Source organism: Aerococcus urinaeequi (genome assembly GCF_001543205.1).
Taxonomy (GTDB): domain Bacteria; phylum Bacillota; class Bacilli; order Lactobacillales; family Aerococcaceae; genus Aerococcus; species Aerococcus urinaeequi.
Window position 1 is genome coordinate 571,787 of the sequence record NZ_CP014162.1, and the last position, 16,438, is coordinate 588,224.

At 35.8% G+C, this 16,438-nt stretch carries 11 protein-coding genes and 1 pseudogene; 3 read left to right on the plus strand and 9 right to left on the minus strand.

Annotation, left to right across the window (positions count from 1 at the left end; translation table 11 throughout):
• Positions 1-95: 95 nt before the first annotated feature.
• On the plus strand, positions 96-770 hold the full coding sequence (locus AWM74_RS02590) for a VIT1/CCC1 transporter family protein (protein ID WP_455316123.1): 675 nt from the start codon (positions 96-98) through the stop codon (positions 768-770).
• A gap of 194 nt (positions 771-964) precedes the next feature.
• Here AWM74_RS02590 and AWM74_RS02595 read toward each other — a convergent pair whose 3' ends face one another.
• From AWM74_RS02595 to rlmH, 8 genes and pseudogenes are all read right to left on the minus strand, one after another.
• On the minus strand, positions 965-2,458 hold the full coding sequence (locus AWM74_RS02595) for a carbon starvation CstA family protein (protein ID WP_026466526.1): 1,494 nt from the start codon (positions 2,456-2,458) through the stop codon (positions 965-967).
• Positions 2,459-2,814: 356 nt separating this feature from the next.
• Positions 2,815-3,522, minus strand: a complete 708-nt coding sequence (gene gloB, locus AWM74_RS02600) for a hydroxyacylglutathione hydrolase (RefSeq protein WP_026466527.1) — start codon at positions 3,520-3,522, stop codon at positions 2,815-2,817.
• Positions 3,523-4,041: 519 nt separating this feature from the next.
• Positions 4,042-4,788 (minus strand): YcjF family protein, encoded by a 747-nt coding sequence (locus AWM74_RS02605; protein ID WP_026466528.1) that lies wholly within the window; start codon positions 4,786-4,788, stop codon positions 4,042-4,044.
• Positions 4,789-5,040: 252 nt separating this feature from the next.
• Positions 5,041-5,714: pseudogene (locus AWM74_RS09615) on the minus strand (DUF6994 family protein).
• A 102-nt stretch (positions 5,715-5,816) separates the two neighbouring features.
• Positions 5,817-8,942, minus strand: coding sequence for a type I restriction endonuclease subunit R (locus tag AWM74_RS02615; RefSeq protein ID WP_026466531.1), 3,126 nt, complete (start codon positions 8,940-8,942; stop codon positions 5,817-5,819).
• A 40-nt stretch (positions 8,943-8,982) separates the two neighbouring features.
• The gene (locus AWM74_RS09330; protein ID WP_081665678.1) at positions 8,983-10,146 is read right to left on the minus strand and encodes a restriction endonuclease subunit S; all 1,164 of its coding nucleotides are present in this window, start codon (positions 10,144-10,146) and stop codon (positions 8,983-8,985) included.
• Positions 10,139-11,641, minus strand: coding sequence for a type I restriction-modification system subunit M (locus tag AWM74_RS02625; protein WP_026466532.1), 1,503 nt, complete (start codon positions 11,639-11,641; stop codon positions 10,139-10,141). Before AWM74_RS02625 ends, AWM74_RS09330 begins: the two co-directional genes overlap by 8 nt.
• A 195-nt stretch (positions 11,642-11,836) precedes the next feature.
• Complete coding sequence (gene rlmH, locus AWM74_RS02630) at positions 11,837-12,316, minus strand: 23S rRNA (pseudouridine(1915)-N(3))-methyltransferase RlmH (protein WP_026466533.1); 480 nt, start codon at positions 12,314-12,316, stop codon at positions 11,837-11,839.
• 230 nt (positions 12,317-12,546) lie between these two features.
• Here rlmH and AWM74_RS02635 point away from each other — a divergent pair, with 230 nt between their 5' ends.
• Together AWM74_RS02635 and AWM74_RS02640 are read left to right on the plus strand one after the other, a co-directional pair.
• Positions 12,547-13,884 carry a TrkH family potassium uptake protein gene (locus AWM74_RS02635; protein WP_034258331.1) on the plus strand — a complete coding sequence of 446 codons (1,338 nt, stop codon included), beginning with the start codon at positions 12,547-12,549 and terminating at the stop codon, positions 13,882-13,884.
• A 10-nt stretch (positions 13,885-13,894) separates the two neighbouring features.
• On the plus strand, positions 13,895-14,569 hold the full coding sequence (locus AWM74_RS02640) for a potassium channel family protein (protein WP_026466535.1): 675 nt from the start codon (positions 13,895-13,897) through the stop codon (positions 14,567-14,569).
• A gap of 436 nt (positions 14,570-15,005) precedes the next feature.
• Here the strand turns inward: AWM74_RS02640 and AWM74_RS02645 are convergent, their stop codons facing one another.
• A complete protein-coding gene (locus AWM74_RS02645) occupies positions 15,006-16,364 on the minus strand; it encodes a S1C family serine protease (RefSeq protein ID WP_026466536.1) in 1,359 nt (452 codons plus the stop codon).
• Positions 16,365-16,438: the final 74 nt, after the last annotated feature.

A 16,438-nucleotide genomic window follows, 5' to 3' on the forward strand; every position in this document is an offset into this window, starting at 1 on the left:
CACTAAACTACATAGACTGAGTTAAACGCCAAAGTCTATAATAGCTGTATGAGGGAGGGATTGTAATGAGTAAAGCTAATAGATTCAATTTTCGTATGAATAGTGATTATGTGAAAAGTATGGTCTATGGTGGTTTAGATGGCATAATAACAACTTTTGCAGTAGTTTCCGGCGTGACTGGCGGTGCTTTAGACTTTCAGATTGTAATTGTCCTAGGATTCTCAAACTTATTAGCGGATGGTCTTTCAATGGCTGTCGGCGATTACTTATCTTCTAAGTCAGAAAACGAATTTATCACCAAAGAAATTGAACAACACCAATCTAATTTCAAATATGATTTTCAAACTGAGCTAAACGATTTCAAGGAATACTATACAAACAAAGGGCTTACAGAAACAGATGCTTCACTAATTTCAGAAACATTAGCTAAATATCCAGAAGTAATCGAACAAGAACGGATAAATATGATCTTTGGCACTGCTGAAACAGAAGCACATCCTATATATAATGCTTTAATTACTTTTTGCTCATTTATTTTGTATGGATTTATTCCCTTGATTGCATATGTCTTTGCTTCATTTTCAACATTTCTTATGGAAAATACTTTTGTAGTTGCAAGTATCTTAACTGGACTTACGCTATTTATTTTAGGTGCAGTTAAATCAAAGTTAACTTTAACAAACTGGGCCCGCTCTGGTATGGAAATGTTATTAGTAGGAGGTGCAGCTTCATTAATTGCTTATATGATAGGTTTTATTTTGGGCAGTTAGTATTCTCTAAACAGAGATAACACTTTGCCACTGTAAATGAGGGCAACACGTTTTCTCAATTAAATTTGATCTCCAAGTAAGTGAGTATAAATAAAAAGCCAAGCAATCAAATAATGATTACTCGGCTTTTTTAAACTCTAATTTGATGGCGTTTCATTTTTATGAGTCAATCTGTTACTTTTAAGATTGACCTATTAGTTATTTTTCTCAACCAATTCCGGATATAATTGGTGAATTTGTAATTGGTCATTGATTAGTTTTGAACTTGGGTCAATGGCCTCTTTTTGTTTAACACCTTGGCGCCAATATACTGCAAGTATGATCAGTGTAATGGCTGCCCCGCCCCAGTAAGATAAGTTACCTAAGCCTAGGTTAAAGCCGATCGGTTCACTTAACAAGTAGACTACAACGGCATATAACATAAAGACACCTGGCACTAGTGTGACGAAGTAATTTCTACCCTTTAGGAATAAGTAGCGTGTTGTTACTAGTAAAGCTAGTACCGCTGTAACTTGGTTGGCCCAGTTGAAGTAACGCCATAAGATATTAAAGTCCACAAAGGTTAAGAAGAATGAAATCACGTAAATTGGAATAGTGATTGTCATTATTTTTGGTAGTGTATCTTGCTTCATATGAATATAGTCTGCAATGATAATACGTAATGAACGGAAAGCAGATAATCCAGATGATAATGGTAGTACAATAACCCCAATAATTGCCAAAGTACCAAATACAGGTCCTAATAGTTCGATTGAAACAGCATTTACAACTGCTGACGCTGTACCTGCATCAATCATGTCACTCAATACTTGACCATCAAAGATGGCTAATGAAGCAGCTACCCAGATCATAGCGATAACCCCTTCAGTAATCATCATACCGTAGAAAGTAAAGCGACCTTCGCGCTCATTTTCCATTGTACGAGAAACCATTGGTGCTTGAGTCGCATGGAAACCTGACATAGCACCACAAGAAATAGTAAAGAAGATTCCTGGGAAAATAGCCAAGCCTTTAGGATGGAAGTTCGCCATAGTAGCTGAAGACAATTCAATCATTGAGTGGTCTCCAAAGAGTAATGTTAAACCGATTGCTAAAGTTGAAATGATAAGTATTGCACCAAACCAAGGATATACTTTCCCCATTGCTTTGTCGATTGGTAAAACTGTTGAAATAATGTAGTAAATAAAAATAGCAATTATAATGATAATTAAAGCTACATTACCTGGCAACAAGCTTTGAATAAGCGCTGCTGGTGACGAAACGAATACAGTACCTACCAATAATAATAGTAAACAAGCAAATAAGTTGACTACATGCATAGTCCCTTTATTAATATACTTACCTGCTAAAGCGGGTAATTGTGCCCCATTATTTCTAAGTGATACCATCCCTAACATATAGTCATGTACAGCACCGGCAAAAATACAGCCAAAAATGATCCATAAATAAGCGACTGGGCCATATAAAGCACCCATGATTGGACCAAATACGGGCCCTGTACCAGCGATATTTAATAATTCAATAATACCGTTTTTCCATCTTGGCATAGGCACAAAGTCCATCCCATCCTGTAAAACTTCCGCTGGCGTCGTCCGTTCTGGATTCGGCTCAAAATTTTTCTCGATATAGCGACCATAGGTGAAGTATCCTACAACTAAAGCGGTGACACCCAATATAAATGTCCACATACAAATTTCCTCCCTTATTATCAATGTAAGCGTTTATACCATCATATTATCACGCTATATTGATATACAAGTCAATTTTACTTGAAGAAAATCATTGTCACTATATTTATTTGTACATTGCTGTTTTTATGAATATGAGAAAAAAAGTAATTTAAACATTGAGATACAGACCTTTTCATGACAAATTTTCATTTTCCCCCTTGTTAGCTTCATGCTTCTCTTATATAAAAAATGCAATGTACAGTACAAATTTGTATTCTTCACTAACCCTAATACTTATGTGGTTGAGAATAAATAAAAAGAGAGGTAGCTTACCACCAGCTACCTCTCCATAATATTTTTCCACATTGAATGTTTTAAAAATTATCCCGTAAATTTCTTAAATCTTTAAAAGCTGTGACATCTTCTGCTTGCATAAAAATATTAATGATTTTTTCTCTAGCAATAGTTGAAGGATAGGTAGGATGGTTTGCAGCATTTAAAACTTCTGCTTGCCCTAAGGCTTCAGCAAATACTTCATTTTCAGGAAGTATTGAATGTGCGAATTTTAAATTGGTTAAGGTGTACTCGTGTCCTGCAAATACAGCGATGTCATCGTCTAAACGGCTAAAAGTTTCTAAGGCATCAAACGCTGCTTGGTAATCACCTGTAAACACGCGACCACATCCCGCTGAGAACATAGCATCACCTGAAAACAGAAATTGATTATCCACAATATAGGCTAAGTGACCAGCTGTATGGCCCGCCGAAAGTAAGGCAGTTACTGTATGGCCTAAAATATCTACCTGACTACCATCTTCTAAAATTGTCATATCATCGAAACCTGGCACTTCACTTGGACCATAGATTTTAGTTTCTGGGTAGGCCTGGATAATTTCCGCTACACCACCAATATGATCGTCATGTTTATGTGTTAATAAAATAGTAATTTGGCTCGGTTTTTCTACTTTGATATAAGATAAAACTTCTGCTGCTTCACCGGGGTCAACAACCACAACACTATCTGTATCTTCAATCATCCAAATATAATTATCTGCTAATGCATGTATTGGGAAAATATTCATACGTAAACTCCTCACTACTCCTTGTATACTTAATCCATATAAAACGTAGTCTTTCTCTTGCATCTTAACATATCTTGTATACTAACTACTATTTATCCTACTGAAACAAGCTTTATTTATGATATGGTTCATTCCAAACTACTGACCACAATTGTGACAACCTTTTAAAATCAATCAGTGTACCCGCATCAGCTTGTGCGGTGGTTTTACGTAAAAACCTCACTTATTTGTGATATGGTTCTCCGTACCACTTCTCGATGATAATTTTTATCAGGATATAACATTATGTTGAGTATTTTATTTTAGAAAAACTCCATACCCTTTAATCATAGGATATTAAGCCACATATATCTTCATTCATTTGCTGTCTGCTTAATTGTTTGTCTTACATTCATACGTCCGTATTCTCTCTACCCAAAACAATAACACTAAGAAGTGCTCACCAAGGATTAATGCATTCATTGCTTATAACTATACAATTGTATCCCCATAATTGAATTTAAATTATGGGGAATTTAGTTACTCGGTTGTCTTATTAGTACTTTTTAAGACATCATAAACGTTTTTAAATTGATTTTTAAACGACATCACGTCATCAAATATATCTTCACCATCATTTAACATTTTTACAGTGACCCATCCTAATGCCTGCGTGATAGTACTTGCAACAACCGCATTAATTGCTGCACCAGCAACCGTACCAACTGCAGGAATAAATTTCAGTAAATTACCAACCGTACTTCGCCCTAATCCTACAATCACTAATTCTCTTGCTAGAGATTCACCCAGATTTTCTGAGAACTTTTGCCCATAGATTTTATGCAATCGAGCCATCATTGTTAATTGGATTGGAACCAATAGAAATGCATCTGAAAATGGTATGGGTGAAAGTCCGATGATAGCAGAAGTAAGTGAAGCAGCATGAACGGTTGCATGACTTCTTTTTTTCGTTTCCTCATCTACACCTTCTAAAAACATTTCGAAAATACTATCAAATTTCGTTTTACTATCAGCCAAAACTTTCTCAGCTTGGACTCTCGTTTTATCGTAAGTATTGAGAATAATTGTTGAATATTTCTTTGGAAATTTATTGAGTACTTCTTCAAAGAATGAGTTAAATTCGGTTTCTTCTTCTATCTCATCTATTTTATCTATTACTTCTATCTCTTCTGCCTCTTCTACCTCTTCTGCCTCTTCTATCTCTTCTGCCTCTTCTGCCTCTTCTATCTCTTCCGTTATTTCCAATTCTAGTGGTTGGTCATCCATGATCTTTTTCGCATGTCTTTTGTCTTCAACTGATTGCCTTTTATTTTTGTACCATTCTTTCATCATGATCCCACCTTAATTTTTTTATTCATTATAGAGCATGTTTTGATTACGAATTTGGGGATATATTAATCATCATATTCGATATATAAGATTTTATCATTTGATGTAATCGTTATCATTATTTTTTTCCAATTAATCACCTATTTATCATAAATTTCCTCTCTAGACACTAGGTCACAACTGACATCTTTATTTAGATTCCATTTTATTTTTAATACGCTTATTCCGTGCCTCAATAAAATTCATCGTTCTTTCTTTATAAACAAGATATTCACTGACATCATTAAATTGTGGTCTTGTTTTAAATTCATCAAATGGCAAGTAAAACTTTATATTTCCATGATTATCCAATAAGTCATTTAGTAAGAAGAAGTTAACATAACCTTCAAAAGTCTCAAATAAATTAAAGAAACAATTATATCTTAGAAAGGTTTCATACAAGGGACTTTTCTCAGCTTTATAATAACGTCGAATACACTCTCATGTTAAGTCAAATCGATCATTAATTAAAGTATTTATACCTCTGGCCTGATTTATTGTATATTTACCATCTATTCGTTTATTGGGAAATAATATAAAGGCACCTTTGGTCGAACCCGCATCATAGAGTTCATTAACGTGTTTTGGAACTTGCTCAGTTATCTCTTTAAATTTTTTTGATTTTTATAAGAATGCGTAATTGAGTCACTACCTAAGAAAAATCCCCCTAATTCAGAGTTATGGTATAAATATGCACCTCTCTGACTATCCGACAACTCAAAAATTTTCCCATTAGGAAGAGGTTTATTCCAAAGAATTTTATGGTAACTTTTTAAAGTCGGGCTTGTACTATCTGGGTCACCACCTCTTGCATCAGATTGCATATTAAATTTAGTATCAATCAATACTATTATTCTCCCTTCATAAATTTTTATAAAAAATCTCCATATCCCTTACTAATAGGATATGGAGATTCTAATATGTCATCATGCGTTGGCTATCTGCATACCATCCCAATGTTCTGCTTGTTTAATAACAAGTTGGATGGCTTCATTATAGTTACCTGGGTATTTATATCTTTTCAATAGTCGCTTAATCGTTCGTCTGACATTCGCTCGACCAGATTCTCGCATCATCCAATCAGATGTCATTTCATCTGCAATGGAGTCTGTTAATTCCTTCGTTAATTGAATGAGTTGATCATTGGTATAGAAATCTTGCACGTTTTCTGGATTGCTCACCGCATGGTAAAATGCCATTTCTGCACGACTCAATCCAAGACTTTCATGTTCTTTCTCAAGAGCTATGGCTTCTTTGGCTAACTTCATCAACTCTTCTCGTGTCGTATGCAGATTGGATACCTTATATTCATCGCCATCTTCATTTACTACATCCGCAATGCCTGCAAACCGGTCGAGTTGTTCAGCATTATCGACTAAGCCTTCACGATACTTTTTCATAATTCGTTTTAGACGTTCTGAAAACTCTTCACCTTTTACGATATCCGTTCGTATGATTGCACGAATTTCATCTGTCAGTAATTTATTCAAAAGCTCTACTGATAAGTTTTTCTGTTCCATTTTCTCGATTTTTTCTAAGAAATTTGGATCGAAAAGACTAAATCCACGTTCAAAATCTTGAAAAAGATTAATGACCCCTTCACTTTGAATCGACTGATGTAAGAGTTCACTGATTTGTTCATTAATCTCAGCTTTTGAAAGTGCTGATGTACTGCTGCCAATTCGGTTCACACTAATTCGAACCGCTTCAATATAAGCTGCTTCTCTTTGTTCGGCTTCTGTTGTGACTGAAGAACATAACGTATGAGCTTGTTTTAATTGATATGCTTGGTCTTTAAAATCCTTCTGCATTTCTTCATTGTAGCTTAAGATATGGTCAATCCCATCACGAATTAGGTTTGCCATATCAGAATCGGTGATGGTTTTAGAAAAGATTTTAGAATAATTAAACCGATTAAAAAACACGTTACGACAAACTTCTAGTTTTTCTTGAAACTTTGGATAAGCTGAATCTCTGATATTCGCATTATCAATGGCCTTTTGGTCAGCTGTAGTATAGTCATTCATCGCTTCTTTTAATGCTTTGCCAATGCCTATATAGTCAACAATCAGGCCACCTTCTTTATCTTCAAAAACCCGGTTCACTCGAGCAATCGCCTGCATCAGGTTATGGCTTTTCATTGGTTTATAAATATACATTGTAGACAGACTAGGTACATCAAAACCTGTTAGCCACATATCAACAACAATAGCGATTTTCATCGGATCTTCGGTGTCTTTAAATTTACGTGCCAATTCATCCCGGTCTGCTTTTGATCCGATAATTTCTTTCCATTCAACTGGATCATTGTTATTTCCAGTCATAATCACTTCTACTTTATCTTGCCATTCAGGTCGCAGTTCTAGCATACGTTGGTACATTTCAATTCCAATGCGACGATTGTAAGCAACCACCATTGCTTTTCCTGTGAGCAGATGCTCTCGATTTTCTTCATAATGATGGATAATATCCTGCACTAATGTATCTATTGCTTCATCTGAACCTAAAAGAACTTCTAATCGGCTCAGCTCTTGTTTACTTTTTTCTATATCTGCTTCTTCTGCTTGTTCTGCAAGCTCCGAATATTTCGCATCGATTTGTTTTAAGACTTGGTCGTTTAAATTTAAATTGATGACACGGTTTTCATAGAAAATAGGCTTTGTCGCTCCATCTTCTACAGATTGAGACATGTCATACACGTCGATATAGTTCCCAAAGACTTCTTGGGTGTCTTTGTCATTTTCCGTCAACGGTGTTCCAGTAAATCCTATATACGTCGCTTTTGGTAAAGATTCACGCACGATTCGTGCCATTCCATGTTGGATTTTACCTTCTCGTGAAACCTTTTCTCTTAACCCGTATTGTGAACGGTGGGCTTCATCCGCCATTACAATCACATCTTGTCGGTTCGTTAATGGTCCTTCCGATTCAGCAAACTTTTGCATCGTTGAAAAGAAAATCCCATTTGATTTTCGATCATTCAGTAATTCTTTTAAATGACTTCGAGAATTCGCTTGAATAGGTGTTTGTCTTAAAAATTCTTGCACTCGTGAAAACTGCCCATAGAGCTGATCATCCAAATCATTTCTATCTGTGAGCACCACAAATGTTGGCTGGTCTAAGGCTCGCGTCACTAGCTGCGTGTAAAAGACCATAGACAATGATTTTCCGGACCCTTGAGTATGCCAAAACACACCACCACGACCATCTCCATCTGCCATCGCTTGGAGTGTCGATTGAACGGCTTTATGTACCGCAAAATATTGATGGTATTGCCCCATAATTTTAACAGTAGAGCCATCTTTATGTTCAAATAAAATAAAGTTTTTCAGGATGTCTAACAATCGATCCTTTTGTAAGATACCTTCAAGTAAGGTACTGTAATCTGCAAATCGAGTACTTTCGTAGTCTCCATCCGTTGTCTTCCATTCTTTATACCAAGATTCATTGGATGTGATGGTACCAACTTTTGTATAGGTAAAGTCAGATATGATATTGAACGCATTATAAACAAAGAGCTCCTCAATATCATGCTGGTAGTTTTTAATTTGACGATAAGCACTCGATACATCCGCGTGAATTGTGGAAGCAGACTTTAATTCAATCACAACAATAGGTAATCCGTTCAAGAAAAGTATAATATCCGGTCGTTTTTGTTCTTTTCCTATCATCGTATATTGATTGGTCACGATAAAATCATTCTGATCAACATTCTCGTAATCCACTAAATGAACCCGTGTCGTTTTTTGTTTGCCTTGTTCATAATGGCTCACTTCTACCCCATTTTGAAGATAGTTAAAGAATCGCTCATTTCGATTAACCAATAAACCAGCATCAATATGTTGGATTTGATAAATCGCTCGTTCAATGACATCTAAAGAAACAGCTGTATTTATTTGAACTAAACTATCTTTCAAAATCTCCTCAGCAATCGGCATTTTGTAGTTTGAACGCACAATTTCTTGTGAAGGAATAAACTGATAGCCTAAATCTTGAATTTCTTTTAAGAATACATTTTCCAGTCCTTCTTCTAAAAATTTAACATCTGCCATCGTCTCACCTCCTAATGAGAGTTTTAATTACAATTAATGTCTATTCGGCCTCCACCGTATCTTCAACTCGAAGTTCTCCTGACATGAGTTTAGGAAGAAGAGTATCACGAGATTCTGATAATTTGTTATTCTCTCTACGGATATTTATCGTGTATAATCTTATATCTTTTAGCCTTTTTAACACTTTATTGGTCTCAATATCAATAGGTAACGCAACTTCAAGATTATTTATATAGTCTTTATTAGCATGAGGAATAGCTGATCCAGTATTTTGATTTTTAACAGACTCTTGATTAATAAGGAGATACCAGTAAATATACTCGTTAACCATCTCATTAACATTTTTTAAAAAGCTAAATGTAGACCCCAAAATACCATGATATCCGTAGTAAATATTACCAGAATTTGCCCCATCCATTAACATGAAAATATCAAGATCATCTATTAAAATCCCATCATCACTAGATGTGAATGTTGCTTCATCACCATCTATATATTTTTTTACAAGATATGGTACAAATCCTTCTTTTTTCACTTCACTTATTGTTTTTGGTTTTTTACCTTTTATAAATTCAAATAATTCTCCCAGCTTTTTAGTTTCAAACTCTTCATCTTGAAATAATGCAGAATCCATAAACCATGATTTAAAAATTGTTTTAGCTTGTTCTTCAAGATTAGCAATGATAGCATTGTTAATCTCAATTTTATCATCTAAAGACGAAAGAATATTTGCTATTGCCTCTTGTTCTTCAATTGAGCGATGATTGTATTCTAAATTTTCAATCATCGTTTTAGTTAAAGCATTTCTAGTTGCTCCACCACTTGCTAACTGTAATAAGTATCTTTTTATATATTGAAGATAATAAAATACATACTTATAGTTAGCTTGTTTATCATCCACTCTAATGATCATTACATGTTGATTCACTCTTGCTGGTAATACTTGTTCTGGGACAATACTACACCTAGCTACAGAATCACCAGTAATATTTAATAAAATATCATTTTTTTCAACTATAACGTTCTTTAATTTTTGAGCTTGATCTTCATCTATAAAAGCTAACCCATTATAGTCGAAGTCAAAATCTAATATATTTTGACTTCTAATAAGAGAAATTCCAAAATCTTTATATGATTCTTTCCCACCACTTGGAGTTGCACCGCTAGCAATTTTCTTTGTAATTTCTTTTAATGGTTTAGACATCAAATCCAATCCCACCTAACTGTTCTCTGATTGTTTCTTCTAACTTGTGAGATTTATTGAATAATTCTCCTAGTTCAGCGGTTAACCCTTCCATCTTTTCTTCAAACGGAATTCCATCATCTTCCACTTCTTCTAAGCCAACATAACGACCAGGTGTTAAGACAAAGTTATTCTGTCCAATTTCTTCTAAATCTGCTTCATGAACATAACCTAATTTTTGAACGTCTTCACCTTTTACAAAATTACGATAAGCGTTCGCTATTTTATCGATATCTTCTACGGATAATTCGCGATGCGCACGAGTAACCATTTCACCTAAACTACGGGCATCAATAAATAAGGTTTTCCCTTTTTGAGTTTTATTTTTATTAATGATCCAAAGAGATACTGGAATTCCAGTCGAATAAAATAACCGATCCGGCATTGAAATAACTGCTTCAACTAAATCATCTTTGATAATATTCGCTCGGATTTCACCTTCACGTCCTCCTGCAGATAAAGAACCGTTGGCTAAAACGAGGCCTAATTTACCTTGAGGGGCTAGGTGGTAAATCATATGTTGCATCCACGCATAGTTCGCATTTCCTTCTGGTGGTGTACCATATTGCCAGCGTGTATCTTCAGCTAATTGATTTCCACCCCAATCGCTCATGTTAAACGGCGGATTCGCTAAAATATAATCTGCTCGCATACTTTGGTGCTGGTTATTATAAAATGTATCAGCAGCGCCTTGACCTAAATCCCCTTCTAAACCATGAATCGCTAAGTTCATTTGCGCTAATTTCCATGTATTGGCATTAGCTTCTTGACCATAAATAGAAAGATTGTTTACTCTACCTTGATGACGTTCGACAAATTTCGCAGATTGAACAAACATCCCGCCTGCCCCACAACATGGGTCATATACTCGACCTTCATAAGGTTCTAAAATTTCGATTAGAGTGCTTACGATTCCAGCTGGAGTGTAAAATTCACCGGCGTTTTTGCCTTCTAAACTCGCGAATTGAGAAATCGCATATTCATAGGTACGGCCTAGAATATCTTTTGAGTTTCCATGCTCTTTTAATTTTAAGTTATTAAATAAATCAACAACCTCTCCTAAACGACGTTTGTCTAATTCAGGTCGCGCATAGTTTTTAGGTAAGATTCCTCGTAAACGGTCGTTCTCTTCTTCGATTGAAACCATTGCTTGGTCAATTACTTGACCAATTTCAGGCGTTGTTGCTTGTTTCGCAATATAATCCCATCTGGCTTCTTCTGGGACAAAGAAGATGTTTTCTGCGATATATTCATCTCGATCTTCTTCGAAACCATCGCCTTCATCGACTAATTCTTGATGGCGTTCTTCAAAACTATCGGATATGAATTTTAAAAAAATTAAACCAAGTACAATGTTTTTGTATTCTGCAGCATCGACATTTCCACGTAGCTTATCAGCTGCTTTAAATATTTCTTTTTCAAATCCTAAATCTGCACTATTAACTCTTTCTGCCATTTAGACCGCTCCCTTGTTGTATACATACAATTATTATAATATATTTTAAATTTAATCAAATTTGATCACATAGGTTCTATATTAGCATCATTCCAAATTATAATGCTCATTCAAAAATATTGAAAGTAAGTCAAAAAAATATTATTCTAGTGAATTAGCATTAGATTGTGCTATGGTTTTACGTAAAAACCTCATTTATTTATGATATGGTTCGTTATTTTGTATTCTAAAAGCTCGGTATATTTGTTCTGTTAAGACCAATCGCATCAACTGATGAGGTAAGGTCATTCTGCCAAAAGAAACAGCTTGATTTGCTCGTTTATTGACCGCTTCACTCGTACCTAAGGAACCACCAATCACAAAAACTAAAGTTGATTTCCCCCGGGTCATTTGACTTTGCATTGATTTAGCTAATTCTGGTGAGGACAGCATTTGTCCGTTAATTGCTAGCAGATAAACATAATCATCCGGTTTTATTTTATTCAAGATACGTTCACCTTCCGCATTCTTCACCATTTCATCTTCCGATTCACTAGCGTTTTCTTTTGTTGGTTCGTCTTTCACTTCAATAATTTCAATCTTTGTATAGCGCGAAAGGCGCTTGCTATACTCTTCAATGCCTTGTTTTAGGTACTTTTCTTTCAATTTACCAACTGAGATAATTTTAATTAACATGCAAAAATAACTCCTATCATGCAAATATTTCGTTATTAACTTTTTTATTTTTTATTCTACTAGATTTTTCTGCTAAAGTGTTTATAATTAATCGTATTTGAAAAATGAGTCTTAAAATTTCTTAAAGTCATCAAGCTTTATGGGAGGTTATCACAATTAATTTAATACATAGGGCACTGCGTTATTTTCTAAAACCGGTAAGTCAATTATCAAGCGCAAAAAAAATTGCTTTGTCGTTTGCTGTCGTCATCTTTGTAGGTTCACTACTACTGAGTCTACCAATTAGCCAGGTGGCCACATCAGATGCAACATACTTTGATCATCTATTCATTGCTGTTTCTGCTGTCTGTGTCACAGGTTTATGGGTTGAATCCATTTTTGATACCTATAATACATTTGGACAAATTATTATGATGATGTTAATCCAGATCGGTGGTTTAGGTTTGATGACATTCATCTCGCTCATTTATTTTAGAATTGGCCAAAATGTCCGCATACGTGACCAAGTTGCTGTTTCCGGTGCTTTAAACAACAGTTCACTTAACGATATTGCCAATTGGCTAGGTAAAATTTTCCGATACACTTTTATTATTGAAGGTGTTGGTGCTTTACTCTTTGCTACTTATTTTATTCCTGAATATGGTTTAGGTCGCGGTACTTTTCTAAGTATCTTTATGGCGGTTTCTGCTTTCTGTAATGCTGGGTTTGACCCACTTAGCAATTCATCTATGATCGCCCTACAAACACAGCCCGTAATTAACTGGACTATTATTTCTTTAATTATTTTAGGTGGTATTGGTTTCTCAGTATGGTTCGATGTAACCAATCAAATCAAAAAGTTTGACCGGTCTAGACCTAAGTTTGCCTTAAAAAATGCGGTACGACATTTACGACCACATACTAAATTGGCATTAAAAATGACCATCCTAATCATTACGCTAGGGACTGTGTTATTTCTAGCCTTCGAGTGGAACAATACCGGCACAATTGGAGAGATGAGTATTGGTAACAAGTTCATGACTGCTGTTTTCCAAACGGTTACGATGCGTACCGCTGGATTTGCTTCTATCGATTATACTTTGGCACACCCTGTTAGTATATTGATATTCGTTGTTACCATGTTTATCGGTGGGAGTCCTGGTGGTACTGCGGGTGGTTTAAAAACAACAACATTTGCTTTAGTATTAATGCTAGCTATTGCTGAAATTAGACAAAAAGAATTTGTCAACTTTGATAAACATACGATTCCAGCTAAACTCTTGCGTCAGGCCTTCGTTATTTTCTTACTATATACCACTTTATTGATTATCGGTTCTGGTTTAATCTTAACTTTTGATCCTCAAGTAGATTTCTTATACGTACTATTTGAAGCCATTTCTGCTTTTGCAACCGTTGGTGTAACAGCCAATTTAACACCAACGCTTTCTATGGCTAGTCAAATTATTTTAATGGCATTAATGTTTATCGGACGGATTGGTCCAATGACTATGTTCCTTTCTTTATTACCAAGTAAACAAGATAAAAAACGTGATATTAAATATACAAACACAAATATTTTAATAGGATAGGTGTTATAAAATGGGAAAAATGAATTTAGTAGGTATTTTAGGTTTAGGTATTTTTGGTTCTACAATCGCTAAAGAATTATCCGAAAACGGCGTTGAAATCATTGCCTGTGACCTAGATGAAAAAAATGTTGACCGTTTAGATGGTTACTTAACAGTTGGTTCAGTTGGAGACTTTACTGATATAGAATATATGCGTAACCTTGGTTTTGGCCAATGTGATGCGATTGTTATTTCTACAGGTACCAACCTTGAAGCTTCTGTATTAGGTGTGATTAATGCAAAAGAACTGGGCATTAACCATATCATCTGTAAGGTTAAAAATAAAACAAATCGTAAAGTTTTAGAAGCGCTAGGTGTAGATACACTTGTACAACCCGAAAAAGAATCCGGTGTACAAATTGCTCGCCGTATGATCCACAATACCATTGAAGAAGTTATTAACTTAGATGACGAAACATCTTTAGTAGAATTCCGTGCGCCAGAAGAATGGGTGGGCAAATCACTCACTTCATTGAATGCACGTCAACGTTACGATATCAATATCATTGGTATCCGCAAACGTCGCCGTGAAGCATTAACCACAACCTTCCCGGCTGACTATATCATCCAAGCCGATGATATCTATGTCGCTATTGCTAATACTAACAAATTTGAAAAAGCTGACTATTTACATGAAATCCGTTAACAATCCTTATGCAACTATTAGGTTGGGACACTGCTGGTCTCAACCTTTTTTATTATTCATTTACCTAATGTTTATAACTATCCACATTTCCCACAAGCATTAGAGCTGATTTATCAGCATTTTGCAAAAAGTACAATCTATCCCCATACTTATCCCCACTATCCACAGAAAGGTTCACAATTCACAAAGCTTATATCTCAATGTTTTAAGCGGTACTAACATTTTATACACATCCACACCATTTTATCCACATCTATGTGGATAAGGTATGGGGATAAGTGGACAAGTCTCTAAGTTTTCTATCCCTCGATAAATCAAATGATACTTTCCACCTGATGCAAGTTATACCATCGAAAAAGCTCAACCGATATTAACTGACGGTTGAGCTTCATTTATATTATTTAATAATTCTATGTAATTGAACAGAATTTCTTCTTTATTGGGTTGCGGAACTGTTGTCTTGTGGTTGTAACTGTACAGTCGCTGTTTGTAATTCACCATTGCGGTAGAAGGAAACTTCTACACTTGCATCAGATTTTTGTTGGTATAAAGCTTGACGTAGTGATGCTGAATCCGTTACAGCTTCACCTGCAAACTCAACGATGACATCGTCAGCTTGTAAACCAGCTGCTTCTGCCGCCGATCCTGCTGATACTTCTGCAACATAAACACCACCATCAACATCATCAGGTAATTGTAAGTTTTGTGATTGATAATCTAATGACACTCGGTTAAGGTCAACCATAGATACACCTAATTCCGGACGAACAATTTCGCCATTGGCTTCCAGTTCACCAATGATTGTTTGCACCTCACCTGCTGGGATGGCAAAGCCCATACCCTCTACTTGATCACTAGAAACTTTCATCGAGTTAATCCCAATAACTTGTCCAGCTGCATTTAACAATGCGCCGCCTGAGTTACCTGGATTAATAGCAGCATCCGTTTGAATAACATTTGCCACCCAGTCAGATGTGCCGTCGCCATCTATATCAACAGCTACCGAACGGTCTAAACCAGAGATAATCCCTTGCGTTACAGTAGTCGCATACTCAGAACCTAAAGGTGAACCGATTGCAATAGCAGGTTCCCCTACTTTCAGGCTTTCAGAATCCCCAAATTCAGCAACTGTTGTCACAACATCTGAAGAAATCTCCAATACCGCTAAGTCAGTCCATGGATCAGAACCAACCACTTCAGCCTCAACTTGGGTACCATCAGCCATAATAATATTAATCGCATCTGCCCCGTCAATTACGTGATTGTTAGTGACAACATAAGCAGTGTCCCCGTCAACCTTGTAGACAACACCTGAACCCTCAGAAGAAGTTTCTAATTCTGAAGACTCTGTTGTAGTTTCTCCTTGAGTTGGTGAAGTAAATCCGAATAAATCATACGTTGACACAGACTCCGTCATGTTGACAACAGAGACAACTGAATCTTGTACATTAGCTACTGTTTCGGAAACGTCTGTAGTCACATCAAGTGAAGTCGATTGGACAGAAGACGCTGTATTAGCTGCTTGTGTACTAGAAACTGCCTCATCTACAATTGATTGCACTTCTTCTGTTGAAATCTGATCTTCTGTATCGTTGGCAGAAGTCACAGCATAGCCCCACACCAGAATTAATACAGCAGCAACTGCACCCCCAATTAAGCCTGATTGTAAGGCGGTTAATTTACGCTCTTTCTTTTCAGGTCTATGTGGTTCATTTGGGTTTTTAATTGGTTCATCATTTTGGTTATCCACTGATGACTGGTCGTTTAAATTATTTGGATTATTTGACTGAGACATTTGCTCATCTCCCTCGATTTTTATTTTAGCCTCTTAATACTTTGATTATAGTAGGTATATTTGAATTGTTTATG